Origin of the sequence: Uliginosibacterium paludis (assembly GCF_039631355.1) — a bacterium.
In the GTDB taxonomy this organism is placed as follows: Bacteria; Pseudomonadota; Gammaproteobacteria; order Burkholderiales; family Rhodocyclaceae; genus Uliginosibacterium; species Uliginosibacterium paludis.
In genome coordinates, this window is the sequence record NZ_JBDIVF010000002.1 from 171,695 (window position 1) to 193,419 (window position 21,725).

The following is a 21,725-nucleotide window of genomic DNA, read 5'->3' on the forward strand; positions in this document are numbered from 1 at the left end:
CATGCTCTGGCAAGGTGATCCGCCTGCCCTCGCCGGGCATCGTCACCTGCATCACCGAAAGGATTTACGCATGAAGCCTGCCCGCCTCCTGTTGCCCGCCGCCCTTCTGAGTCTCGGCCTGCATGCCTTGCCCGCCGCAGCCGGTCCCCAGGCCGAGGCACTGGGCCAGTGCTTCGTTGATTCGACCAGCGCGGAAGAGAAGACCACCATTTCGCGCTGGCTCTTCATCGTGCTGGCGCAGCAGCCGGAAGTGCGTGACCTCGCCACCATCGCACCGGCGGCCCAGCAGGAAACCGACCGCGCCATGGCCAAGCTGCTCGAACGCATGGTGACTGAAGCCTGCCGCAGCCAGGCCCAGCAGATGCTCAGCCAGGAAGGCCCGCGCGGCCTCAAGCAGGCGGTCGAGATCTTCGGCCAGGCCTCGGCGCGCAAAACCTTCGCCGAGCCGGAGGTCGCCAAGGCCGTCAACGGCTTCACCCGCTACCTCGACATGGCCCGCATCATCCAGAGCTTCCTGACCCTGCGCCTCGGGAACTGATCTCCAGAAGCCGCCCCTTCCCTGCATGAAGGAGCTTGACGCCACCCCAGCGCACGACTAACTTAACCATAAGGTTAAATAAACACTCGAACCCGATGCAGTCCGATCCCCTCAGCGCCACGTTCTCCGCCCTCGCCGACCCGACCCGCCGTGCCATTCTGGCCCGTCTCGCCCAGGGCGAAACCACGGTCAGCGAGCTCGCCGCGCCTTTCGAGATGAGCCTGCCGGCCGTGACCAAGCATCTGAAGGTGCTGCAGCGCGCAGGTCTTGTCTGCCAGGGGCGGCAGGCGCAATGGCGTCCATGCCGGCTGGAGACGGCCCCGCTGCAGGAAGCGGCAGGCTGGATCGAGGAATACCGCCGCTTCTGGGAGCTGCGTCTGGACCGGCTCGAAGACTACCTTCGCGCGCTGCAGTCACAGCCCGGCAAGACCTGAAAGGAAATCTGTGCGATGAACGACGCCACCCTGCCCGAAGCCGTCCATGAAATCCGGATTTCACGCGAACTGGATGCGCCACGCGAACGGGTCTGGCAGGCCATGACTGATCCGGCGCAGGTGGTGAAGTGGTGGGGGCCGGACGGGTTCTCGACCTCGATCCACAGGATGGAAGTAAAAGTGGGCGGCGTCTGGAAGCACACCATGCACGGCCCGGACGGCACCGATTACCCGAACAGCAGCGTGTTCCGCGAAGTCGTGCCGCCCGAGCGCCTGGTCTATCAGCACGGCGGCGCCAGAAAAGGCGGGCCGGGCGCGAACTTCACCGCCACCTGGACCTTCGAGGTGCTGCCCGGCGAGCGCACCCGCGTCACCATCCTGATGGTATTCGACAGCCCGGACGAACGCGATCTGGTGGTGCGCGAATACGGTGCCATCGAAGGCGGCCGGCAAACTCTGGCACGGCTCGCTGCCTGGCTGCCGCAACGAGCCCGCCAGCCCTGACCCGGCGTGCGCAAAGCCGGCACACACGGCGCGTACGCTTTTCATCGCAGTCCCCACGGAGAGCCCACCCATGACGACAGGCACTGTCGAACTTCACCGCGTGCTGCGCGCGCCACCTGAAAAGGTCTATCGCGCTTTCCTCGATCCACTCGCGCTTGCGCGCTGGATTCCACCCTATGGCTTCCTCTGCAGCGTGAGCCACCTGGATGCCCGCGTCGGCGGCAGCTTCCGGATGTCATTCACCAACTTCACGACTGGTCACAGCCATTCCTTCGGCGGCGACTACCTGGAGCTGGTGCCGAACGAGCGCCTCCGCTACACCGACAAGTTCGACGACCCGAACCTGCCCGGCACGCTGACCGTCACCGTGACCCTCGCCGCAGTGAGCTGCGGCACCGGGCTGCGCGTGGTGCAGGAAGGCATTCCGGCGGCAATCCCGGTCGAGATGTGCTACCTCGGCTGGCAGGAGTCCCTGCTGCAGCTCGCCCAGCTGGTCGAGCCCGACATCCGCGACTGAACGCCGGAGGATATGCCGATGAAATACCGGGGAAGCTGCCACTGCGGCGCCGTGGCCTTCGAGGCCGAAATGGAAGTGGCGAAAGCCATGGTCTGCAACTGCTCGATCTGCCAACGCAAGGGCGCGCTGATGGCCTTCGTGCCGGCGTCCGCCTTCCGGCTGCTCACGCCGGAAGACGCGATGAGCACCTACACCTTCAATCGCCATGTGATCCGGCACCGCTTCTGCAAGGTCTGCGGCATCCACGCTTTCGGCGAAGGCACGCTGCCGGATGGCCGGCACATGATGGCCATCAATCTGCGCTGCGTGGACGGCATCGAACCGGACAGCCTCGCCGTCGAACACTACAACGGGCGGGCCCTCCCGCTCGAAGCCTGAAGCCCTGCCCCCGCACAAGGAGCGCGTGATGACGAAACTCAACACCTACCTCAACTTCCCCGGCAATGCGGAGGAAGCCTTCAACTTCTACAAGTCCGTGTTCGGCGGCGAATTCTTCATGCTCCAGCGCTACAAGGACGGCCCGAAAACCGATGGCTGCGGCAGCGCTCCGCCCGAGCTCGCCGAGAAGATCCTGCATGTGAGCCTGCCCATCGGTGACAACATGCTGATGGCCAGCGACGCGCTGCCGCCGATGTGCCCGCCGGTCACCGTGGGCAGCAATGTGTCGCTCTCGCTGCATCCGGAATCCGAAGCCGAAGGCCGTCGGCTCTTCGATGCACTGTCGGCCGGCGGCACGGTGCAGATGCCTTACCAGCCGATGTTCTGGGGCGCGATCTTCGGCATGTGCTCGGATCGCTTCGGCGTGCAGTGGATGGTCAATTACGAACTGCCGAAAGCCTGAGCCCGGATGAACGCGCCCGCCAGCCATGAACTCGTGATCAGCCGCCTGCTCGACGCCCCGCGCGAGCAGGTGTTCCGCTGCTGGATCGATCCGGCCCATCTCGCCCGCTGGTGGCTGCCCCCCGGCTTCACCAACACCGCCTGCGAAGTCGATCCGCGGCCGGGCGGCGTGCTGCGCCTCGGCATGCGCAGCCCGGACGGTCAGGACTACCCCTGCGAAGGGGTATTCGAGGAAGTCACGCCGCCCGAGCGCCTGGTCTTCCGCGGCACCGGCCCGGCCACACACCCCTGCGGCAGCGGCCTGCCACCGCACAGCCGCGTCACCGTGAGCCTGGCCGAAGAAGACGGCCGCACCCGCCTCACCCTGCACACCCGCTTCCCCAGCCCCCAAGCCCTCGCTGCAGCGCGATCACACGGATTCGAGTCGAGCTGGCTGGGTGCGCTGGAAGGCTTTGCGCACTACCTGCGGCAGCACTGATCAGAGCCCCGCAGCAGCCTCCGCGGCAATCTCGAAGGAGCGCAGGCGTGCAGCGTGGTCGTACATCGCGCAGGTGATCATGACTTCGTCGGCACCGGTCTGCGCAATGAAGGCTTCCAGCCCGGCGCGCACCACCTCTTTCGTGCCGGTCGCCGAGCAGAGGCGGGCGGACTCCAGCATCGCGCGGTGATGGGCCGGCAAGCTGAGGGCATAGTCCGCCACCGGCGGCGGCAGTTTGCCGGGCCGGCCGCTGCGCAGCTGCACGAAAGCCTGCTGCATCGAGGTGGCGAGCAGCTCGGCGTCCTGCTGATCGTCGGCGGCGAACACGCTGAAACCCAGCATGACATGCGGTTTTTCGAGCCGGGCCGAAGGCTTGAAGCGGCTGCGGTAGATGTCCAGCGCCTGCATCAGGTAGGCCGGCGCGAAATGCGAGGCGAAAGCGAAAGGCAGGCCCAGCGCAGCGGCAAGCTGGGCGCCGAAGAGGCTGGAGCCGAGAATCCACACCGGCACGTCCAGCCCCTCGCCGGGCACGGCGCGCACCGCCTGATCCTCGCTGGCCGGCTCGAAGAAGGCGAGCAGCTCGGTCACGTCCTGCGGGAATTCGTCGCCGCTGTCCGGGCTGCGCCGCAGCGCGCGAGCCACCGCCTGATCGGAACCGGGCGCGCGGCCCAGGCCCAGATCGATCCGGCCGGGAAAGAGCGAGGCCAGGGTGCCGAACTGCTCGGCAATCACCAGAGGCGAATGGTTGGGCAGCATGATGCCGCCAGCACCGACACGGATCGTGGACGTGCCGGCCGCGACATGGCCGATCACGACAGCGGTGGCGGCACTGGCGATGCCGGGCATGCCGTGATGCTCGGCAAGCCAGTAACGGTGATAGCCCCAGCGCTCGGCGTGCTGCGCAAGGTCCAGCGTGTTGCGGAAGGACTGCGCGGCATCGCTGCCGAGCGTGACCGGGGAAAGATCGAGAACGGAGAAGGCTGTCATGACTGGCAGATCGGGTTGAGGCGGCTCGATATCAAGCCCTCAGCCGCAACTGCCGCAGCCACCCGAGCCACAGCCCGCCGCTTCGGCCTCCAGCGCGGGGTCGGGCAGGCGTGCTTCGAAACCGTCGACGAAACGGGTCAGGAAGGCGCCCTCGGAGCCGGCGGGCAAGGGAATCCAGACGCGATGGCCACTGCCCGGCGCGATCGGCGTGGCGCTGCCGTCGGCCTGCTCCATGCGCTCAAGCGTGAAGATGCGATTGCCGGAGGGCTGCACCAGCTCGAAACGGTCGCCCACCGCGAAGCGGTTCTTGACCACCACTTCGGCCATGCCGCGTGCGGCGTCATGCTGCAGCACGTCGCCCACATACAGGCTGCGGGAAGATTCGGAACTGCCGCGGGCATAGTTCTGCATCGCGGAGGCTTCCTGGTGGCGGTCGAAGAAGCCACCGGTGTAGCCGCGGTTGGCCAGGCCGTCGAGCGAATCGACCAGCGCCGGGTCGAGCGCTTCGCCCGCTACCGCTGCGTCAATCGCGGCACGGTAGGCCTGCGCCACGCGGGCCACGTAATACGGGCTCTTGGTGCGGCCTTCGATCTTCAGCGAGTCAACGCCGATCTCGATCAGACGCTGCACATGCTCGATGGCGCGCAGGTCCTTGGAATTCAGGATGTAGGTGCCGTGCTCGTCTTCCTCGATCAGGTTGTAGCTGCCGCCGCGGCGCTCGCGCTCTTCGATCAGGAAGACGTCGCCGCTGGCATCCTCGCGGCCCGGGTGCACCTTGAAATCCCAGCGGCAGGAGTTGGTGCAGGTACCCTGGTTCGGGTCGCGGTGATTGAAGTAGCCGGAGAGCAGGCAGCGGCCCGAGTAGGCGATGCACAGCGCGCCATGCACGAAGACTTCCAGCTCCACCTCCGGGCAGGCCTGGCGAATGTCGGCGACTTCATCCAGCGAGAGCTCACGCGACAGGATCACGCGGGAAACGCCATTGCGCGCCCAGAATTTCACCGCGGCCGCATTCACCGTGTTGGCCTGCACCGACAGATGGATCGGCTGATCGGGCCAGGTCTCACGCACCATCATCATCAGGCCGGGGTCGGACATGATCAGCGCATCGGGCTTGAGCGCGATCACCGGCTCCATGTCGCGCACATAGGTCTTGAGCTTGGCGCCATGCGGATAGATGTTGGAGACGAGGTAGAACTGGCCGCCGGCCGCGTGCACCGTATCGATACCGGTCTTGAGCGTTTCGAGCGAGCCGAAATCGTTGTTGCGCACGCGCAGGCTGTAGCGGGGCTGGCCGGCGTAGACGGCGTTGGCGCCATAGGCCAGCGCCGTCTGCAACATGGCGAGGGATCCGGCGGGCGCGAGCAGTTCGGGCGTCTTGCGACGGAGGGGAGAGGATTCAGGGGGCATTCCGGGGCTTTCCGTATTCTGGTTCTGCGGGGCTGCCCGCATTATAGGAGCGCGCGCTGTGACATCGCCGCGCAGCCCTGATTTCTCTCTCCGACGCGCCTGACCGCCGGCAGCGAGACTTTCGGGCAGGTTCGGTAGCCCTGCTCAAGAATGCACCGGAGCCTGACGCAGATATCGCTGACAAATCGGAGGGGGCGACATGGCGGCAGCAGAAGCGCGCGGGACCAGCGTGTTCGAGTGGTCGGACCGGTTTGAAACCGGGCTGGCTGCGATCGATCACGAGCATGCCCAGCTCGCGGGTCTGCTCGGCCGGCTCGACCAGCTCGCCGGCCAGGCCGGCGACGCCGCAATGGCGGAAGCGCTCTTCGACACGCTGCTGAAAAATCTCGACGATCACTTTGCCCATGAAGAGGCATTGATGAGCCGCTACGGCCTCGCGCCGGCAAGCACCGAACGTCACGTCACCCTTCACCGGCAGCTGCGCGCACGGATGGGCCAGCTCCGCCATGAATCGCCCGAAGCCTCGCATGCAGATGTGCTGCGTCAGCGCGGCGCCGTACTGAGCCGCGAAATCATGCGTCACCTGCTCTGCGCCGATCTGCCACTGGCCACCGAGATCGCTGCCCTGGAGCAGGGCGCCAGCCCGGAAGCGGCCCGGCTTGCCGGGCTCGAACGGCGTGACGCCTCCATCGCGGCCCTGCTCGACGACGTCGGCGAACTCAGACAGACGCTTGCCCAGCGCGATGCCGCCCTGCAGGCCATCCGGGCGGAGCAGTTGCGCAGCGAAGAGTGCCACGCGCGCGCCCAGCGCGCCGCACGGACCGGCTCCTGGGAACTGGATCTGGACAGTTTCCGGCTCGAAAGCTCGGCCGAATGCCAGCGCCTGTTCGGCCAGCATCCCGATGCGCCGATCCGGCATTTCGATGATGTGATCCATTGCATCCCCGAAAGCGATCGCCAGGCCGTCTTCGATGCCATCTCGGCCACGCTGCACAGCTCGCGCCCCTTCATGGTGGAGCACCGCATCAACCTCTCCGACGGCAGCCAGCGCTGGCTGCAGCCGCTGGGCGAGCGCATCAGCGGCAGCCACGGCAAGGGAGACCGTCTGGTCGGCATGGTGCGGGACGTCACCGAAGAGCGCGCCGCCCGCATCCACCTCGAGGAAACGAACCGCCAGCTCTCGCTCTCGCTCTCATCCCTCGCCCGTCATGCGGCCGATCTGACCCGGCTCAACGAGCTCAATGAAGGCCTGCAGAGCTGCCTGAATGCCGGCGAGGCCTTTGAAGTGGTCGAAAACGCAATGAGCCGGCTCGAGATCGGCACCGGTGGCGCACTCTCCGTGCCCGACGCCGCGCCGGGCACGATGCGCACGGTGGCCCGCTGGGGCGACGGCGGCCGGGTCAGCGCCCAGTTCGCGAACAGCGCCTGCTGGGCCTTGCGGCGCGGGCTGCGCCACACCGTCTGCACCGCCAATGACGGCCCCGGCTGCAAGCATTTCGAGCCGGATGCCGGCCACGGCTACATCTGCCTGCCGCTGCAGGTGCTGGGCGAGCCGCTGGGGCTCCTGACCCTGCGGGCCGGGCAGGACGTGGACGAGGTTGACTGGGCGCGCTTCACGCATCTGGCCGGCATGGTGGCGGAATCGCTCAAGCTCGCGCTCTCGAACGTTCGCTTGCGCGAAGCCCTGCACGACCAGGCCACGCGTGACCCCCTGACCGGCCTGCTCAACCGCCGCTATCTCGACGAAGCACTGCCGCGCGAAATCGCCCGCAGCCTGCGCGAACAGCGCACGCTGAGCCTGGTGATGCTGGATCTGGACCATTTCAAGCGGGTCAATGACAACTTCGGCCATGAAGCCGGTGACGCCGTGCTGTCAAAGTCTGCCGCCATCCTGCGCTCGAATCTGCGCAGCTCGGACCTGGCCTGCCGCTTCGGTGGCGAGGAATTCGTGGTGCTGATGCCCGGCGCCACGCTGGCCGAGGCGCATGAGCGCATGGAGCGGATCCTGCACGAGGTCTGCGCCACCGTCTTCCACCTCGACTCGGTGCACCTGCCCGGAATCAGCTTCTCGGCCGGCGTCGCAGAAGCGCCGCGACATGGCAACAATGCCGAAAGCCTGCTGCGCGCGGCCGACCGCGCGCTCTATGCGGCCAAGGAGGCCGGACGCCAGCGCGTGCTGGATGCCGGCTGAACCCGGCTTTGCCTACTGCAGCCAGCCTTTGCGGCGGAAGAACCAGAAGGGCACGATCACCGAGGTCAGCATCAGCCCCAGCGCGAAGGGATAGCCCATCCGCCACTGCAGCTCGGGCATGACCTGGAAGTTCATGCCATAGACGCTGGCAATCAGCGTCGGCGGCAGCAGTGCCACGCTGGCCACCGAGAAGATCTTCACGATCTTGTTCTGGTTGATGTTGATGAAGCCGACGGTGGCATCCATCAGGAAGTTGATCTTGTCGAAGAGGAAGGCGGTGTGCCCGTCCAGCGATTCGATGTCGCGCAGGATCTGGCGTGCATCCTCGACCTGGTCCTTGGACAGGAACTTGCCCCGGATCAGGAAGGACACCGCGCGGCGGGTATCCAGCACATTGCGCCGGATCCGCCCGTTGAGGTCTTCCTCGGCACCGATCGCCGCGAGGATCCGGGCCGCCTCGGTGTCGGTCATGTCATTGCTGAGCACCTGCTTGCCGACGGCTTCGAGCGAGGCATACACGTCTTCGAGCGCATCGGCGGAGTATTCGACGTCGGCGGCATAGAGGTCGAGCAGCACATCCTTGCCGTCACTCACATAGCCCGGCTGGATGCGCGCGCGCAGCCGCTGCAGGCGGAAGACCGGCAGCTCCACATTGCGGATCGAGAACAGGATGCCCTGATGCAGCACAAAGGCCACCGGCACGTTGCGTGACTCGTCTTCCTTGTCGAGCAGGAAATCCGAGTGCAGGTGAACCTGCTCGTTTTCATCCTCGATGTAGAAGCGCGCCGACTCCTCAAGGTCGGTCAGGCCTTCGGGGTCGGGCAGCGAGAGGCCGAAAACTTCCTTCACCCAGTCCAGCTCCGCCTTGCCGGGGGCAACCAGGTCGATCCAGATCGGCTTGGCGGCCGCGAGCTGACCCCGCGTTTCAATCGTGGTCTGGCGCAGTCGACCGTTCTGCAGCTCGAAGGCATTGAGCATCAGCGGCTTGCTGGCCGGCTGCTCGGGCTCGCGGGTGAGGCCTTCGCTGATGGTTTCGGGCAGCTCGTCGAGGATTTCATCGCCGCGCCCCACGCGCACCAGCTCCCACACAACGAGGCTTTCGTTGTGCGGCAGCTCGGCCAGGATGCGGGCGATCTCGCTGACTTCCAGCGAATCGAGCTTCTTCTGCAGCTCGACGAGATTCTGCTTGTGGACCAGGCCCTCGACCAGGTCATGGCGGGCCATTTCCTGACGCTTGACCAGATCCTCCACCAGACGGTGACGGCCGAGCAGCATCTGCACTTCATGCAGATGCTGGGTGAAGCGCTCGTCGCTCTCGTGCTGGATGTCTTCGGGTTCGGTCATGAGGGCACCCCGGTGGAAAAGCCGTGATTTTACGCAGGATTGCTGCAATTAAGGCGTTGCATGGCAGCCGCGTCAGGCAAACGTCAGACGAGCGCTCAGGGCACGTAGGAATTCCCCATCCGTTGCTGGATCCTGGCGGCATGGGCAGCCAGCCGGGGCGAGTAGTTTTTCTCGTATTTGCGCGGGTTCGGCAGCATGACCGCGAGCCTGGCGGCCTGGGCGGGCCCGAGCTTCGCGGCCGACACGCCATGGTAACGCCGCGCTGCGGCCTCGGCACCGAAAATTCCGTTCCCCCACTCCACCGAATTCAGATAGACCTCGAGGATGCGCTGCTTGTCCCACAGGGCTTCGATCATCAGCGTGATCACGGCCTCCTGCCCCTTGCGCAGATAGCTGCGCGTGGGGCTCAGGAAGAGGTTTTTGGCGAGCTGCTGGCTGATGGTGGAGCCCCCCGCCACCGCATGCCCCTTCTTCTGATTCTTCTCCATCGCCTTCTGGATGCCGTCCCAGTCGAAGCCGTCATGATCCACGAAGCGGTCGTCCTCGGCAGCCACGACCGCACGCTTGAGATGCACCGAGATGCTGCGGTAGGGCACCCACTGCCGCTGCAGGACCGCCGCCGGATCCTTCTCGCGCAGCTCCGCCAGACGGATCTTCATGAAGCTGGTCTGGCCGGGATCGTGGCTCTTCCAGTAGAACAGCCAACCGAAGATCCAGAGATGCCAGCCCAGAACAATCAGACAGAGTCCGAGCAGAAGGCGTCTCATCCAGTGCAGCAGGGTTTTCATTTCCGGAGGGGTGGGCGTAATTGGCCGCCAGCATTCCAGAGCCGGCTGATCCGGGCAAGCCGTGACGACTTGCGGTGAACCCGGCTCAGATCAATTCGGCCCCGGGAAGTCGCTGTATCCTTTCGGGTTTACCCGGGAGATTCATCTCCAGCAACCAGAGGGCGAGGAGCCCACGCCGACCATGACTCAAGCGATCAGACCCATTGATTTCAAGAACGACTGGCCCAAACTGGGCCTGCCGGCACATGTCATCGAAGTCCTGAGTGCAGCACCCGCGATCCACGTCGCGGAGCATCGTGAGGACCTGCTCAACTGGGCGCTCAACCGCGAACCCGGCACCACCGACTGGCGTCACAGCAATCGCGAGGACAAGGGCGAGATCGAAGTCGGCTTCGAGGTGCCCGGCGTCGGTTATGTGCCCGAAGCCATCGTCACCAAGGCCCGCAACGGCATCGCGATCAACTTCGTCGACCCGAAGATGCGCCGCCGCGATCCGGATGCCATGGTCATCGGCGACAGCCTGCCCACCGACAAGCCGACCTATCAGGAACGCTTCGGCGAAAGCTTCGACAAGATGCGTCAGAAGACACTCGACTGGCTCAAGACGCAGGAGCTGATCGTGGTGCCCTTCTACGCCGGTCCGGACGAGCTGGGCTACGGCGCGCTGGCCATCGTGCCGAAGAGCGCCGCCTTCTTTGCCGGCGCGCTGGCCGATCTGCAGGGCATGATCCCGAACAGCCAGGTGCCGTCGAACTTCAAGCTCTCAGGCGGCGCCATCTTCATCGCCCCGCCCTTCCGCCACACCCACTTCGAAGGCAAACAGGTCGTGGTGCATGCGCGTTCCGAGACGCATCAGGAAATCTTCGCCTACAACCTCTACCCCGGCCCCTCGGCCAAGAAGGGGGTGTATTCGCTGCTGCTGGACATCGGCGAACGCGAAGGCTGGACCACCAACCACTGCGCAGCCGTCGGCGTGGTCACGCCTTATGACAACCAGACCATCATCATGCACGAAGGCGCCTCGGGTGGCGGCAAGAGCGAGATGACCGAGCATGTGCATCGCATGGAAGACGGCCGCCTGCTGCTGGGCAAGAACGTCGTTTCCGGCGAGGAACGCACGCTGAACCTGCCGGAAGCCTGCCATCTGAACCCGATGGCCGACGACATGGCCTGCGCCCACCCGCACTACAACGCCGGCCAGAGCAAGCTCAACATCAAGGATGCGGAAGCCGGCTGGTTCGTGCGCGTCGACCACATCAAGGGCTACGGCACCGATCCGCACCTGGAGCGCCTGGTGATGCATCCCGAGCGCCCGCTGATCTTCCTGAACCACTACATCGTGCCCGGCGGCCAGGCCCTGCTCTGGGAACACATCGAAGACGCCCCCGGCAAGCCCTGCCCGAACCCGCGCCTGATCATCCCGCGCGACATGGTGCATGACGTGCAGGAAGGCCCGGTGGCGGTGAACATCCGCAGCTTCGGCGTGCGCTGCCCGCCCACGCACAAGGACAGCCAGCTCTACGGCATCCTCGGCATGCTGCATGTGCTCTCCCCCGCGCTGGCCTGGCTGTGGCGCCTCGCCGCGCCGCGCGGCCACGCCAACCCCTCGATCCAGGATCAGGGCGGCGGCATGCAGTGCGAAGGCGTGGGCTCCTACTGGGCCTTCTGTACCGGCAAACGTGTCGACCAGGCCAACCTGCTGCTGCGCCAGATCGTCGCGAATACCGATACCCGCCATGTACTGATCCCGAACCAGTACATCGGTGCCTGGAAGGTCGGCTTCATGTCGGAATGGATCGTGCGCGAATACCTCGCCCGTCGTGGCTCGGCCCGCTTCCAGCGCGAGCATCTGGTCGAGTCGCCCTGCTCGCTGCTGGGCTATGTGCCGCGCCAGATGAAGGTTGAAGGCTCGATGATCCCGCCGGTGCTGCTGCATGTGCAGAACCAGCTCGAAGGCGGCACCGAGGTCTTCGAGCATGGCGCGAAGATGTGGCGCGACTTCTTCCACCGCGAACTCAGGCCCTTCCTGACCCCTGAGCTCGACCCGCTGGGCCGCAAGATCATCCAGGCCTGCCTGGACGACGCCAGCCAGGAAGACTACTGGAAGCTGATTCCGCACCAGATCTTCAAGGAATAAGCGCCGCCTTGCCTGAAACGCAGAGCCGCCGGACGGAAACGTCAGGCGGCTTTTTTGCGTCCAGCCACCGTGTTCCCTGGTCGGCCCTTCCCCGATAACCAGACATTGCCGCCCGGGCCACACCTGCTTATGCTGAAGGCATCCACGCACAGCATCCGCACGGAGAGGCGCCCACATGATTAACCGCAGCGTCAGATACAGCCTGAGCACCCTCGCACTGCTCGGCGTCTTAGTCGCCCATGCCCAGCAGGCGGCCCCGAAACTCAGCCTCGACCGCGAACTTGCCAGGGAATTTGCCCGCAGCGATACGCCCGCCGTGGACCTGACGCCAGACCGCCCTGCGGCCAGCTCGCCGCTCGCGGCAGTCGGCAGCGCCCGCTGCGAGGATGCGGCCGGCCCCTGTGCGGTGAAATCCGGCCTGAAACTTTTCAATGCAATCAGCGGCACACACTGGCAAGCCGCCCAGCGCAAGGCCCGCTGCGCCGGCATCAATACGCCGGACGACTGCCAGCGCATGCGCTGAAAGGCCCCCTCGCCTTCCGCGAACTGCGTCACGGCTTGCGCAACCATCTGCCGCCTGGAAGCGCCCGCATGTTCAAGCACCGGCAGGCAAAGCGCACTCTGGCGGTACAATCGCGCCATCAAGACAGCCGGCCCTCGCCGGCTGTTGCCTGTCCAGATCCGAGGAAGCCCCCATGAGCACTCTTGCCGCCCAGCTGCAGCAGATGGAAGCCCACCGCTCCGTCTTCGAGAACGAAGTCCGCAAACTCCCGCTGCCCACCTGCACCGCCTTCGGCTCCGCCGCCGCTCCGCAAGCCATCACCTTCGCCGCCAGCGGCCAGGTGCTGTCAACGAAAGACAGCGCCACCGTCGCCGAGCGTTTCGCCCAGACCGTGAAAGCCTCCGGCAATGCCGTGCTGCGCTCGGCCGGCAAGGCGCCCACCCGCGTTTCCGGAAAGCGCGTCGCCGCGCTGTTCTCCGGCGGCCCGGCTGCCGGCGGCCACAACGTGCTGTGCGGCCTGAAGAAGATGCTCGGCGCCGACAACACGCTGCTGGGCGTCAAGGGCGGCCCCAAGGGCCTGCTGCAGGGCAAGCTCTTCGAAATCAGTGACGCGGATGCCGACAGCATCCTCAACACCGGCGGTTTCGACTTCCTCGGCACCGACCGCACCAAGATCAAGACGCCGGAGCAGTTCGAGCAGGTGAGGCAGACCTGCATCGCGCACAATCTCGACGCCATCGTGATCATCGGTGGTGACGACTCCAACACCAATGCCGCGATCCTGGCCGAGTTCCTGTTCTCCGGCATCAAGGCCGACGGCTCCGGCGTGCAGGTCATCGGTGCGCCCAAGACCATCGACGGCGACCTGCAGGTGCCGGGCCTCTTGCCAATCTCCTTCGGCTTCGACACCGCCACGCGCATCTACGCCGAACTCGCCGGCAACATCCTGCAGGACACCCGCTCCTCGCTGAAATACTGGCACTTCATCAAGCTGATGGGCCGTTCCGCTTCGCACGTGACACTGGAAGTCGCCCTGCAGGCCAAGCCCGCCATCACCCTGATCTCGGAAGAAGTCGCCGAGAAGAAGCTGTCGCTCGGCGCCATCGTCGGCCAGATCGCTGACGCCGTCGTGGCGCGCTATCGCAGCAAGGAACTCAAGCACGGCGTCGTGCTGGTGCCGGAAGGCCTGATCGAATTCATCCCCGAGATGAACGCCCTGATCGCCGAACTCAACGACCTGCTGGCCCACCACGCCGACGCCTTCGCCGCACAGGAAGAAGCCGCCCGCCCGGCCTTCATCGCCGGCAAGCTCTCGGCCGGCAGCGCCGCACTGTTCGCGTCGCTCCCCGGCTACATCGTGAAGATGCTGCTGGCCGACCGCGACTCGCACGGCAACCTGCAGGTCTCGCTGATCCCGACCGAGCAACTGCTCTCCGACATGGTCGCGGCCCATCTGAAGAAAACCGCACCGGAAGTGCCTTTCGCCACCCAGCACCATTTCTTCGGCTACGAAGGCCGCTGCGGCGCCCCGACGCTCTTCGACGCCGCCTACACCTGGAACCTCGGCCTCACAGTGGGCGCGCTGATCCTGGACGGCCGCACCGGCTACATGGCCAGTGTCTCGGGCCTCACTTCCGGCGGCGAGCCGCTGGCCATCCCGCTGTCCGGCCTGCTCAACATCGAGCGCCGCCACGGCAAGGATGAATACGTGATCGAGAAGGCCTTGGTGCGTACCCACGCACCGGCCATGCAGTATTTCGTATCGCGCCGCGAAGCCTGGGCCGCCGACGACCTCTTCGCCTCGCCCGGCCCGCGCCAGCTGTGGGGCCCGGCCGCCAAGCAGATGCCGATGACGGTCGCATTGAATGACGGCGCCGACGCGCTGCTGTTCAGGATCGGCGAGTAAGCCTCGTCCGGCACCGCTGGAAAAGGGAAGGCCCGTTCGAGAGAGCGGGCCTTTTTCATGGGAGTCGGGAGTCGGGAGTCGGGAGTCGGGAGTCGGGAGTCGGGAGTCGGGAGTCGGGAGTCGGCAAAAATGATCCTGCAACCGCCCTCCTCAGTCCCCGGCACTCAGCACTCAATCATGGTAAGCCGCGATCTTGTTGCCATCCGGATCACGGAAGTAGGAGCCATAGTAGCCTCCGGTACCACGCGGGCCGGGCTTGCCTTCGTCGGTGGCGCCGAGTTCGATGGCCTTGGCGTAGAAGGCGTCTACCGCTTCGCGGCTGGGCATCACCAGCGCAACCATCACGCCGTTGCCCACGGTAGCGGGTTGGCCGTCGAAGGGCTTGATCACGGCCAGGGCTGGCGCCTGCGGGCTGGTGCCCCAACCGGTGGAGCGCTCGGATTCCCACTGCCTCGTCGCGCCAAGGGTGGCGAAGAGCGCGTCATAGAAAGTCTGGGCGCGGGCAAGGTCGTTGGTACCGAGGGTTACATAGCCGATCATCGAAAACTCCGTTACAAGGAATGAAACAAACAGGAAAGCCTGAACGCCGGATCACGAAAAAGGCCTGTCCGCAGACAGGCCTTCGAGGGTGCCGGATCAGCGGCGCTCAGTTGCAGGCCGGAATCACGCGCACCATGATCACGCCTTCGACCGCCTTGAGGCGGGCGACCAAGTCATCGGCCACATCACCCGATACGTCGATGATGTTGTAGGCATAGTCACCACGGTTCTTGTTGATCATGTCGTCGATGTTCAGGCCGGCAGCGCCGATGGCGGCGGTGAGGCTGCTGATCACGTTCGGCACATTCCGGTTGGCCACGGTAATGCGGGTCTTGCCGGTGGGGGCGAGTTCACAGGCCGGGAAATTCACCGAATTGCGGATGTTGCCACGCTCCAGGTATTCGCGGATCTGGTCAGCCGCCATCACCGCGCAGTTGTCTTCCGACTCGGGCGTGGACGCCCCCAGGTGCGGCACGCACAGCACCTTGTCGACGCCCAGCAGCTCGTCTTCCGGCAGGTCGATCACATAGCCGGCAATGTGGCCGGAGGCGATGGCCGCCTTGATCGCAGCATTGTCGACGAGGCCGTTGCGGCTGAAGTTGATGAGGCGCGCGCCCTTCTTCATGCGGGCGATGCGCTCTTCGTTGAACATGTTCTTCGTGTCCTTGGTGGCAGGCACGTGGATGGTGATGTAGTCCGACTCGGCGATCAGCACATCCAGGCTGGCGGCCTTCTTCACATCACGCGAAAGGCTCCAGGCGGCATCCACGCTGACGAAGGGGTCAAAGCCCAGCACGTTCATGCCCAGTGCGGAAGCGGCATTGGCCACCTTCACGCCGATCGCGCCGAGACCGATCACGCCGAGGGTCTTGCCCTGGATTTCGGGGCCGACGAACTGGGCCTTGCCCTTCTCGACCAGCGGCGGCACGTCTGCGCCCTTGCCCTTGAGCGTGTTCGTCCAGGTGATGCCTTCGAACAGGTTGCGCGAGGACATCAGCATGGCAGCGATCACGATTTCCTTCACGCCGTTGGCGTTCGCGCCCGGCGTGTTGAAGACGACGATGCCGCGCTCGGCACACTTGTCGAGCGGGATGTTGTTCACGCCGGCGCCGGCACGGGCGATGGCCTTCACGGAGGCCGGGATGTCCATGCTGTGCATGTCGGCCGAGCGCAGCAGAATGCCGTCCGGGTTGACGATCTCGGTGGCGGATTCGTAGCTGTCGCGCGGCAGGCGATCGAGGCCGCAGGCGGCGATCTTGTTGAGCGTCTGGATCTTGAACATCGTGGGCATCCTCAAACGGTTCTGATGGCTGGATCAATGTGACTGGCGGCCTGTTGCCGCGAGCCCTCCCGGCCCCGCCACTGGGTGATGGGGAGCGGGCATTGTACGGGCTTATCCGGACAAGATTATTGAAGCGGGTCAATTCGGCGCCCGTGCGGACAGTCTGCCGGCACGCCCGCAACCAGTGCTCCCGGACCGCCTCAGGCCGCAGAGGCTTTCGGGCCCTCGAGCGGCGGAAAGCGCAGGCTCACCGCCAGCCCGCCCAGCGTAGCCGACTGGTCCATCGACAGCGTGATGCCGTGGTTGGCCGCGATCGTGCGCACGATCGCCAGCCCGAGACCGCTGCCGCCGGTATCGAGGCCGCTGCTGCCTCGCTGGAAGCGTTCGAACAGGCGATCACGCTCGGTCTCCGGAATGCCGGGGCCGCTGTCTTCGATGCGCAGCACGATGGCGTCCGGCTCCCGCAGCAGCGAGAGATTCACCACCCCGCCCTGCGGCGTGTATTTCACCGCGTTGTCGAGCAGGTTGCGCAGCAGCACGCGCAGGGCTTCGACGTCACCGCGCACGGTAAATACCACTTCCGGCAGCTGCTCCTGGAAGTCGGCACCGAGATCGATCTGGCGCGCCTGGGCATGGGTCAGCATGTCGGACATGGCCAGGCGAGCGACCTGCGGCAGGGTGATGACGGAGGTAACCGGCTGCGCCGCCCCCTCGCGTGCCAGCACCAGCAACTGCTCGACCAGCCGCGTCGCGCGGGTGATGCCGGCCATGACCCGTTCGCTGGCCTGCTGCCGAGCCTCCGGCGACTGGGCACGCTGCAGGCACTTGACCTGCAGGCTCAGTGCCGCCAGTGGCGAACGCAGCTCGTGCGCCACATCGGCCACGAAATTCTGGCGCGCCTCGAACTCGCGATTGATCCGCGTAAACAGCGTGTTGATTTCCTCGACGAAGGGCAGCGCTTCGGTCGGCACGCGCTGCGTCGACAGCGGTTTGAGGTCATCTGCCTTGCGGCGGGCGATTTCGTTGCGGGTGTGACGCAGCGGGCGCAGCGCCTGGGTCGTGCCGAACCAGATGATCAGCAGCAGGAGCGGCACCACGCCAAGAATCGGCAAGGTGGTACGGAAGGCAAGGTCGCGCGCCGTTCTGGCGCGAATGGCCATGTCATGCGACACCTCGATATGGATGCCGGGCGCCTCCACATAGAGCACGCGCAACAGCTGTGTCCCTTCGCGCCGCATGGCGAAGTGGCGATGCCCGCGCTTGTCCATGTCGGTGAGGACGGCAGGAAAATCCACGCGCTGCACACGCAGCGTGAAGCAGTTTTCCTCGCTGGCCGGCAAGGCCGCCGAACCGGGCGCGGGCACGATGCTCGTGCTCGTTTCCGGCATGGCGCGCCGCACCGCACGCGCCATTTCCACCATGTGGAAATCGGCAATCGCATCGACCTCCGACAAGGCGACGCGATAGGCAATCATGACCTGCAGCAGGCCGGTGAGGGCCACGCCCAGGCCCACGATCACGAGGATGCGCTTGCGGATGGAGGTACGGCCGGACATGCTCTGCTCCCTACACCTTCGGCACGAGGTAGCCGACGCCCCGCACATTCTGGATCACGCCGGCGCCAAGCTTCTTGCGCAGGCCGTGCACATAGACTTCGACCGCATTGCTGCTGACCTCGTCCTTCCAGCTGAAGAGTTTCTCCTCGAGCTGGGCGCGCGACAGGATCAGGCCCGGCCGCGCCAGCAGGGGCTCGAGCACCGCCCATTCGCGGGCGGAAAGCAGCACCGGCTGACCGTCGACCAGCACCTCCCGGCTTGCCGGGTTGATGCTCACGTTCTGATATTCGTAAACAGGCTCGGCACGGCCGGCACTGCGCCGCAGAAGCGCGCGGATGCGCGCGAGCAGCTCGTCGAGATCATAGGGTTTGACGATGTAGTCGTCGGCCCCGGCGTCCAGCCCCTCGATGCGTTGGGGCACGGCGTCGCGCGCAGTGGCCACCAGCACGGGTACGCGCAGCTTGCCGGCGCGGATGCCGCGCAGGACTTCGAGACCATCCTTGCCCGGCAGGCCGAGGTCCAGCAGCACCAGGTCATATTCACCGGTCGCCAGCGCGGACTCCGCCATCTTGCCGTCACGCACCCAGTCGACCGCATAGGTCTCGGCACGCAGCAGGTCCAGCACGGCCTCGCCGATCATCATGTCATCTTCAACGAGCAGCAGGCGCATGGGTGGAATCCCTGTTCCGGAAACGACGCGGACGAAGCACGCATTATGGCGGGCTTCGTCCGCTTGCCAAAGGCAATCAGCTGCTCTCTGGCAGCCGGAAGACGGCTTACTCGGTCGAACCGTCGTTGCTGAACTGAACGTTGATGACCTTGTTGTCACGGCCCAGGTTGATGTAGGCCACGCGGGTCGGCTCAATGGCGGTCGGCACGGCATAGACCAGCGAGTGGGTGCCATCGAACCAGGCCGGAGTGTTGCGCGGCTGGCCCAGGCTCTGAACGACGTCAGCCTGGTTGTCGCCACGATGGATGGCGTTGATCTGTTCGATCTTGGCAGCCTGTGCCGAAACGGAGAGGACTGCGAAGCCGAAAGCGGCGGCGATGATGGAAGCATTGCGGGTCATGATGAACTCCTGTTTTTTTGTCTTGGGGGGAAAGTCAGGGCAGTCATTGCGTCTGTCCATGTGAAGTACTCTACCGGCGCTTCCTTAGACAGAACTTAAGACAAGCCGTTTTTCGCCGGCGCGCCCTGAAAATGCCTTTGGCATTTCATGGAATGCCCCGCCGGCAGCAGGGCACCGGCACGGAACGCCGCACCCGGGGCGATCCGGAACGAAGCAGGCCGGCATGACGGGCATGCGGGCAAGGCAGAGGCCTCCGCACGGCCTTCAGAAAGCACAAGCCCGGCATGAAGCCGGGCCTGCCATGCGCGACGAGCGCGCGCTCAGTTGCTGCGACCGTCGTCACCGAACTGGACGTTGATGACCTTGTTGTCGCGGCCGAAGTTGATATAGGCCACACGGCTCGGGTCCAGCGCGCCAGGCACTTCATAGACCAAGGAATGCGTGCCGTTGAGCCAGCTGGGCGTGTCGCGGGGCTGGCCCAGGCTCTGAACGACTTCAGTCTGGCTGGCGCCACGCTCGATGGCATTGATCTGCCCGATGTCGGCCGCACTGGCGGAAACGGAAAGAACGGCGGCGCCGAGAGCGGCGGCAAGGAAGGAAGCATTGCGGGTCATGATGGAATCCTTTTCTGTACGGGGGAGAAGGACAGCTCTTGGGTCTGTCCATGAAGCGCATTCTGGAGGTGTTTCCTTAGGCCTGACTTAAGCCGGGCACAGCGCGCAATGAATGCCATGAGCATTTCCTGCGGACATGAAAAACCCGGCCGGAGCCGGGTTGGGCACATGGGGAAGAGGCGCTCAGTTGTCTTCGCCGTCGTCACCGAACTGCACGTCGAGCACCTTGTTGTCACGACCCACATCGATATAGGCACGGGTGCTGTGGTCATGGGCGTCCGACACGTAATAGACCAGCGAATGGCTGCCGTCGGCCCAGTTCGGCGTGTAGGAAGGCTTGCCGAGGGTCTGCAGCACTTCGGCCTGGGACTGGCCGGCCTTGATCGCGTTGATCTGGCGTTCGGTGGCCGCGCCGGGGGCGGCACTGGCGGCAGCGGCAGCAAGACCGAGGGTGGCGGCGATGAGGGAGAGATGGAGTTTCATGATGGCGTCCTTTTTTCTGTCCGGGGTAGGGGGAGGGATTCCGGGAAGACGCATCGCGTCTGTCCATGGAAAGCATTCTGGAACCCCGGACTTAGCCGAAACTTAAGCGCCGGGCCCCGCCTCCGCTTCGCCCCTTGGGGCTGCCTCCAGCCCCTGCCATCCGCCGCCCAGCGCCCGGATCAGGCCCACCGTGGTACGCGCCCGCTCGCCGTCGAGCTGCACCGCGAGCCGTTGCTGTTCGAGCAGGCTGCGATCCGCATCCAGTGCTTCGAGCGAACTGGTGTAGCCCTCGCGGTACTGTGTGCGGGCGAGTTCCAGCGCCCGCCGCGAGGCCTTCACCGCTTCGTCCTGGGCCTGGATGCGCGCATCGATCAGGCGCAGACCGGCCAGGCCGTCCTCCACCTCACGGAAGGCGTTCAGCACGCTCTGGCGGTAGTTCGCGACCTGCTCCTCATGCGCGGCCCACGCACGATCCAGCGCGGCGCCGCGCCGGCCACCATCGAAGATAGGCAGGTTCAGCATGGTGCCGGCGAGCGGTCCGAGCAGGAAGCTTCGGCTCGACCAGTTGAAGAGATCCCCCAGCCCGGCGGATTCATAGCCGGCGCTGCCAGTGATGACCAGGCTCGGGAAGAAGGCCGAACGCGCCACCCCGATACGCGCATTGGCGGCGGCCATGGCACGCTCGGCCGCCGCGATGTCGGGCCGCCGTTCGAGCAAGCTGGAGGGCAGGCCGGCCGGCAGCCGCAGACTCATGCGTTCGAGCGGTAGCGCCGCGAGATCGAGTTCGGCCGGGGTCTTGCCCAGCAACAACGCCAGCGCATGCTCGGTAGTCGCGCGCTGCAGCGCCACGCCTTGCGCCTGAGATTGCGCCGACGCGTACTCGGTCTGCGCCCGGGCGAGATCGAGTTCGCCCACGTCTCCCGCATCGAAGCGCTGCTGCGCGAGCTTCAGGTTCCGGCCACGCAGCTCCTGCGTGCGGTCGAAGAGCGCCTGCTCGGCATCGAGCTCGCGCAGCTGGAACCAGGCATTCGCCACATCGGCCTGCAGGGCGAGCTGCAGCGAGCGGAAGAGCGCCTCGTTCTGCGCGGCATCGGCCCTTGCGGCATCCACGCTGGCTGCGACGCGGCCGAACAGATCAGCCTCGTACGACACCGTGCCCTGTGCGCGCCAGAGCCTGCTGAAACCGGTGTCGGCATCCGGCGGCAAGCCTTGCGACGCCGGCGAGGGACGCTGGCGCGTGGGGCCGAAGCCGGCGCCGATCTGCGGCAGGCGGTCGGCCTTCGCTGTACCGAGCAGGCTGCGCGACTGCTGCAGGCGGGCGGCCGCGGCGCGCAGGTTCTGGTTGGCGCTCATCGCCTCGGTTTCGAGCGCGTCCAGACGGCTGTCACCGAAGAGCTTCCACCACTCGCCACGCGCGGCCGCTTCCGCGGGCTCGGCGGCTTTCCAGGCGCCGTCCGCGCCGGTGGCCGGCGCTTCCTTCCATGCAACCGGCAGCCTCATGTCCGGAACTTCGTAATGCGGTGCCAGCGAGCAGCCCGCGAGGATCAGCAGCGCGGCCAGCAGCCCGATCGCACGACCGGTATATGTCATTTTCATGTTCGTTC

Annotated in this window: 23 protein-coding genes; 11 read left to right on the forward strand and 12 right to left on the reverse strand. The window is 65.7% G+C overall.

Going from position 1 to position 21,725, the window contains the following annotated elements:
* Positions 1-70: 70 nt before the first annotated feature.
* The 7 genes from ABDB87_RS05810 to ABDB87_RS05840 all read left to right on the forward strand — a co-directional run bounded on the left by ABDB87_RS05810 (position 71) and on the right by ABDB87_RS05840 (position 3,311).
* Positions 71-538: a hypothetical protein gene (locus tag ABDB87_RS05810; protein WP_345924997.1), complete on the forward strand. Its 468-nt coding sequence runs from the start codon at positions 71-73 to the stop codon at positions 536-538.
* A gap of 95 nt (positions 539-633) precedes the next feature.
* Complete coding sequence (locus tag ABDB87_RS05815) at positions 634-972, forward strand: ArsR/SmtB family transcription factor (RefSeq protein ID WP_345924998.1); 339 nt, start codon at positions 634-636, stop codon at positions 970-972.
* A 15-nt stretch (positions 973-987) separates the two neighbouring features.
* The gene (locus ABDB87_RS05820) at positions 988-1,476 is read left to right on the forward strand and encodes an SRPBCC family protein (RefSeq protein WP_345925000.1); all 489 of its coding nucleotides are present in this window, start codon (positions 988-990) and stop codon (positions 1,474-1,476) included.
* Positions 1,477-1,546: 70 nt separating this feature from the next.
* Complete coding sequence (locus tag ABDB87_RS05825; RefSeq protein ID WP_345925002.1) at positions 1,547-1,993, forward strand: SRPBCC family protein; 447 nt, start codon at positions 1,547-1,549, stop codon at positions 1,991-1,993.
* An 18-nt stretch (positions 1,994-2,011) separates the two neighbouring features.
* Positions 2,012-2,371: a GFA family protein gene (locus tag ABDB87_RS05830; protein ID WP_345925004.1), complete on the forward strand. Its 360-nt coding sequence runs from the start codon at positions 2,012-2,014 to the stop codon at positions 2,369-2,371.
* 28 nt (positions 2,372-2,399) lie between these two features.
* Positions 2,400-2,834 (forward strand): VOC family protein, encoded by a 435-nt coding sequence (locus ABDB87_RS05835; RefSeq protein ID WP_345925006.1) that lies wholly within the window; start codon positions 2,400-2,402, stop codon positions 2,832-2,834.
* Positions 2,835-2,840: 6 nt separating this feature from the next.
* On the forward strand, positions 2,841-3,311 hold the full coding sequence (locus tag ABDB87_RS05840) for an SRPBCC domain-containing protein (RefSeq protein WP_345925008.1): 471 nt from the start codon (positions 2,841-2,843) through the stop codon (positions 3,309-3,311).
* Here ABDB87_RS05840 and ABDB87_RS05845 read toward each other — a convergent pair whose 3' ends face one another.
* The gene (locus ABDB87_RS05845; RefSeq protein ID WP_345925010.1) at positions 3,312-4,298 is read right to left on the reverse strand and encodes an LLM class flavin-dependent oxidoreductase; all 987 of its coding nucleotides are present in this window, start codon (positions 4,296-4,298) and stop codon (positions 3,312-3,314) included.
* A gap of 39 nt (positions 4,299-4,337) precedes the next feature.
* Positions 4,338-5,708, reverse strand: a complete 1,371-nt coding sequence (locus ABDB87_RS05850; RefSeq protein WP_345925012.1) for a peptidase U32 family protein — start codon at positions 5,706-5,708, stop codon at positions 4,338-4,340.
* A 199-nt stretch (positions 5,709-5,907) separates the two neighbouring features.
* Between ABDB87_RS05850 and ABDB87_RS05855 the strand changes: the two genes are divergently transcribed.
* A complete protein-coding gene (locus tag ABDB87_RS05855) occupies positions 5,908-7,899 on the forward strand; it encodes a diguanylate cyclase (RefSeq protein WP_345925013.1) in 1,992 nt (663 codons plus the stop codon).
* 12 nt (positions 7,900-7,911) lie between these two features.
* Here the strand turns inward: ABDB87_RS05855 and corA are convergent, their stop codons facing one another.
* Complete coding sequence (gene corA, locus ABDB87_RS05860) at positions 7,912-9,243, reverse strand: magnesium/cobalt transporter CorA (protein ID WP_345925015.1); 1,332 nt, start codon at positions 9,241-9,243, stop codon at positions 7,912-7,914.
* Between the two features lie 95 nt (positions 9,244-9,338).
* On the reverse strand, positions 9,339-10,031 hold the full coding sequence (gene mtgA, locus ABDB87_RS05865; protein WP_345925017.1) for a monofunctional biosynthetic peptidoglycan transglycosylase: 693 nt from the start codon (positions 10,029-10,031) through the stop codon (positions 9,339-9,341).
* Between the two features lie 181 nt (positions 10,032-10,212).
* Here mtgA and ABDB87_RS05870 point away from each other — a divergent pair, with 181 nt between their 5' ends.
* From ABDB87_RS05870 to ABDB87_RS05880, 3 genes are all read left to right on the forward strand, one after another.
* The gene (locus tag ABDB87_RS05870; RefSeq protein WP_345925019.1) at positions 10,213-12,168 is read left to right on the forward strand and encodes a DUF4914 family protein; all 1,956 of its coding nucleotides are present in this window, start codon (positions 10,213-10,215) and stop codon (positions 12,166-12,168) included.
* A gap of 175 nt (positions 12,169-12,343) precedes the next feature.
* Positions 12,344-12,691 carry a hypothetical protein gene (locus ABDB87_RS05875; RefSeq protein ID WP_345925021.1) on the forward strand — a complete coding sequence of 116 codons (348 nt, stop codon included), beginning with the start codon at positions 12,344-12,346 and terminating at the stop codon, positions 12,689-12,691.
* A gap of 172 nt (positions 12,692-12,863) precedes the next feature.
* Positions 12,864-14,576: a diphosphate--fructose-6-phosphate 1-phosphotransferase gene (locus ABDB87_RS05880; RefSeq protein ID WP_345925023.1), complete on the forward strand. Its 1,713-nt coding sequence runs from the start codon at positions 12,864-12,866 to the stop codon at positions 14,574-14,576.
* A 171-nt stretch (positions 14,577-14,747) separates the two neighbouring features.
* Here the strand turns inward: ABDB87_RS05880 and ABDB87_RS05885 are convergent, their stop codons facing one another.
* From ABDB87_RS05885 to ABDB87_RS05920, 8 genes are all read right to left on the reverse strand, one after another.
* Complete coding sequence (locus tag ABDB87_RS05885) at positions 14,748-15,116, reverse strand: VOC family protein (RefSeq protein ID WP_345925025.1); 369 nt, start codon at positions 15,114-15,116, stop codon at positions 14,748-14,750.
* Between the two features lie 106 nt (positions 15,117-15,222).
* Positions 15,223-16,398 carry a phosphoglycerate dehydrogenase gene (locus ABDB87_RS05890; protein ID WP_345925027.1) on the reverse strand — a complete coding sequence of 392 codons (1,176 nt, stop codon included), beginning with the start codon at positions 16,396-16,398 and terminating at the stop codon, positions 15,223-15,225.
* A 200-nt stretch (positions 16,399-16,598) separates the two neighbouring features.
* Positions 16,599-17,954 carry an ATP-binding protein gene (locus tag ABDB87_RS05895; RefSeq protein ID WP_345925028.1) on the reverse strand — a complete coding sequence of 452 codons (1,356 nt, stop codon included), beginning with the start codon at positions 17,952-17,954 and terminating at the stop codon, positions 16,599-16,601.
* Between the two features lie 10 nt (positions 17,955-17,964).
* Complete coding sequence (locus tag ABDB87_RS05900) at positions 17,965-18,624, reverse strand: response regulator (RefSeq protein WP_345925029.1); 660 nt, start codon at positions 18,622-18,624, stop codon at positions 17,965-17,967.
* 106 nt (positions 18,625-18,730) lie between these two features.
* Positions 18,731-19,024 (reverse strand): hypothetical protein, encoded by a 294-nt coding sequence (locus tag ABDB87_RS05905; protein ID WP_345925031.1) that lies wholly within the window; start codon positions 19,022-19,024, stop codon positions 18,731-18,733.
* Between the two features lie 320 nt (positions 19,025-19,344).
* Positions 19,345-19,638, reverse strand: a complete 294-nt coding sequence (locus tag ABDB87_RS05910) for a hypothetical protein (RefSeq protein ID WP_345925033.1) — start codon at positions 19,636-19,638, stop codon at positions 19,345-19,347.
* 183 nt (positions 19,639-19,821) lie between these two features.
* Complete coding sequence (gene bamE, locus ABDB87_RS05915) at positions 19,822-20,121, reverse strand: outer membrane protein assembly factor BamE domain-containing protein (RefSeq protein WP_345925035.1); 300 nt, start codon at positions 20,119-20,121, stop codon at positions 19,822-19,824.
* Positions 20,122-20,223: 102 nt separating this feature from the next.
* On the reverse strand, positions 20,224-21,717 hold the full coding sequence (locus ABDB87_RS05920) for an efflux transporter outer membrane subunit (RefSeq protein WP_345925037.1): 1,494 nt from the start codon (positions 21,715-21,717) through the stop codon (positions 20,224-20,226).
* Positions 21,718-21,725: the final 8 nt, after the last annotated feature.

Excerpts from the sequence above, each read along its gene's own strand:
- ABDB87_RS05885 (WP_345925025.1), bottom strand. The coding sequence starts at position 15,116 with ATGATCGGCTATGTAACCCTCGGTACCAACGACCTTGCCCGCGCCCAG.
- ABDB87_RS05820 (WP_345925000.1), top strand. The coding sequence starts at position 988 with ATGAACGACGCCACCCTGCCCGAAGCCGTCCATGAAATCCGGATTTCA.
- mtgA (WP_345925017.1), bottom strand. The coding sequence starts at position 10,031 with ATGAAAACCCTGCTGCACTGGATGAGACGCCTTCTGCTCGGACTCTGT.
- ABDB87_RS05810 (WP_345924997.1), top strand. The coding sequence starts at position 71 with ATGAAGCCTGCCCGCCTCCTGTTGCCCGCCGCCCTTCTGAGTCTCGGC.
- ABDB87_RS05875 (WP_345925021.1), top strand. The coding sequence starts at position 12,344 with ATGATTAACCGCAGCGTCAGATACAGCCTGAGCACCCTCGCACTGCTC.
- ABDB87_RS05870 (WP_345925019.1), top strand. The coding sequence starts at position 10,213 with ATGACTCAAGCGATCAGACCCATTGATTTCAAGAACGACTGGCCCAAA.
- ABDB87_RS05900 (WP_345925029.1), bottom strand. The coding sequence starts at position 18,624 with ATGCGCCTGCTGCTCGTTGAAGATGACATGATGATCGGCGAGGCCGTG.
- ABDB87_RS05890 (WP_345925027.1), bottom strand. The coding sequence starts at position 16,398 with ATGTTCAAGATCCAGACGCTCAACAAGATCGCCGCCTGCGGCCTCGAT.
- bamE (WP_345925035.1), bottom strand. The coding sequence starts at position 20,121 with ATGAAACTCCATCTCTCCCTCATCGCCGCCACCCTCGGTCTTGCTGCC.
- ABDB87_RS05840 (WP_345925008.1), top strand. The coding sequence starts at position 2,841 with ATGAACGCGCCCGCCAGCCATGAACTCGTGATCAGCCGCCTGCTCGAC.
- ABDB87_RS05895 (WP_345925028.1), bottom strand. The coding sequence starts at position 17,954 with ATGTCCGGCCGTACCTCCATCCGCAAGCGCATCCTCGTGATCGTGGGC.
- ABDB87_RS05920 (WP_345925037.1), bottom strand. The coding sequence starts at position 21,717 with ATGAAAATGACATATACCGGTCGTGCGATCGGGCTGCTGGCCGCGCTG.
- ABDB87_RS05815 (WP_345924998.1), top strand. The coding sequence starts at position 634 with ATGCAGTCCGATCCCCTCAGCGCCACGTTCTCCGCCCTCGCCGACCCG.
- ABDB87_RS05855 (WP_345925013.1), top strand. The coding sequence starts at position 5,908 with ATGGCGGCAGCAGAAGCGCGCGGGACCAGCGTGTTCGAGTGGTCGGAC.
- ABDB87_RS05835 (WP_345925006.1), top strand. The coding sequence starts at position 2,400 with ATGACGAAACTCAACACCTACCTCAACTTCCCCGGCAATGCGGAGGAA.
- ABDB87_RS05910 (WP_345925033.1), bottom strand. The coding sequence starts at position 19,638 with ATGACCCGCAATGCTTCCTTCCTTGCCGCCGCTCTCGGCGCCGCCGTT.
- ABDB87_RS05905 (WP_345925031.1), bottom strand. The coding sequence starts at position 19,024 with ATGACCCGCAATGCTTCCATCATCGCCGCCGCTTTCGGCTTCGCAGTC.
- corA (WP_345925015.1), bottom strand. The coding sequence starts at position 9,243 with ATGACCGAACCCGAAGACATCCAGCACGAGAGCGACGAGCGCTTCACC.
- ABDB87_RS05845 (WP_345925010.1), bottom strand. The coding sequence starts at position 4,298 with ATGACAGCCTTCTCCGTTCTCGATCTTTCCCCGGTCACGCTCGGCAGC.
- ABDB87_RS05850 (WP_345925012.1), bottom strand. The coding sequence starts at position 5,708 with ATGCCCCCTGAATCCTCTCCCCTCCGTCGCAAGACGCCCGAACTGCTC.
- ABDB87_RS05825 (WP_345925002.1), top strand. The coding sequence starts at position 1,547 with ATGACGACAGGCACTGTCGAACTTCACCGCGTGCTGCGCGCGCCACCT.
- ABDB87_RS05830 (WP_345925004.1), top strand. The coding sequence starts at position 2,012 with ATGAAATACCGGGGAAGCTGCCACTGCGGCGCCGTGGCCTTCGAGGCC.
- ABDB87_RS05880 (WP_345925023.1), top strand. The coding sequence starts at position 12,864 with ATGAGCACTCTTGCCGCCCAGCTGCAGCAGATGGAAGCCCACCGCTCC.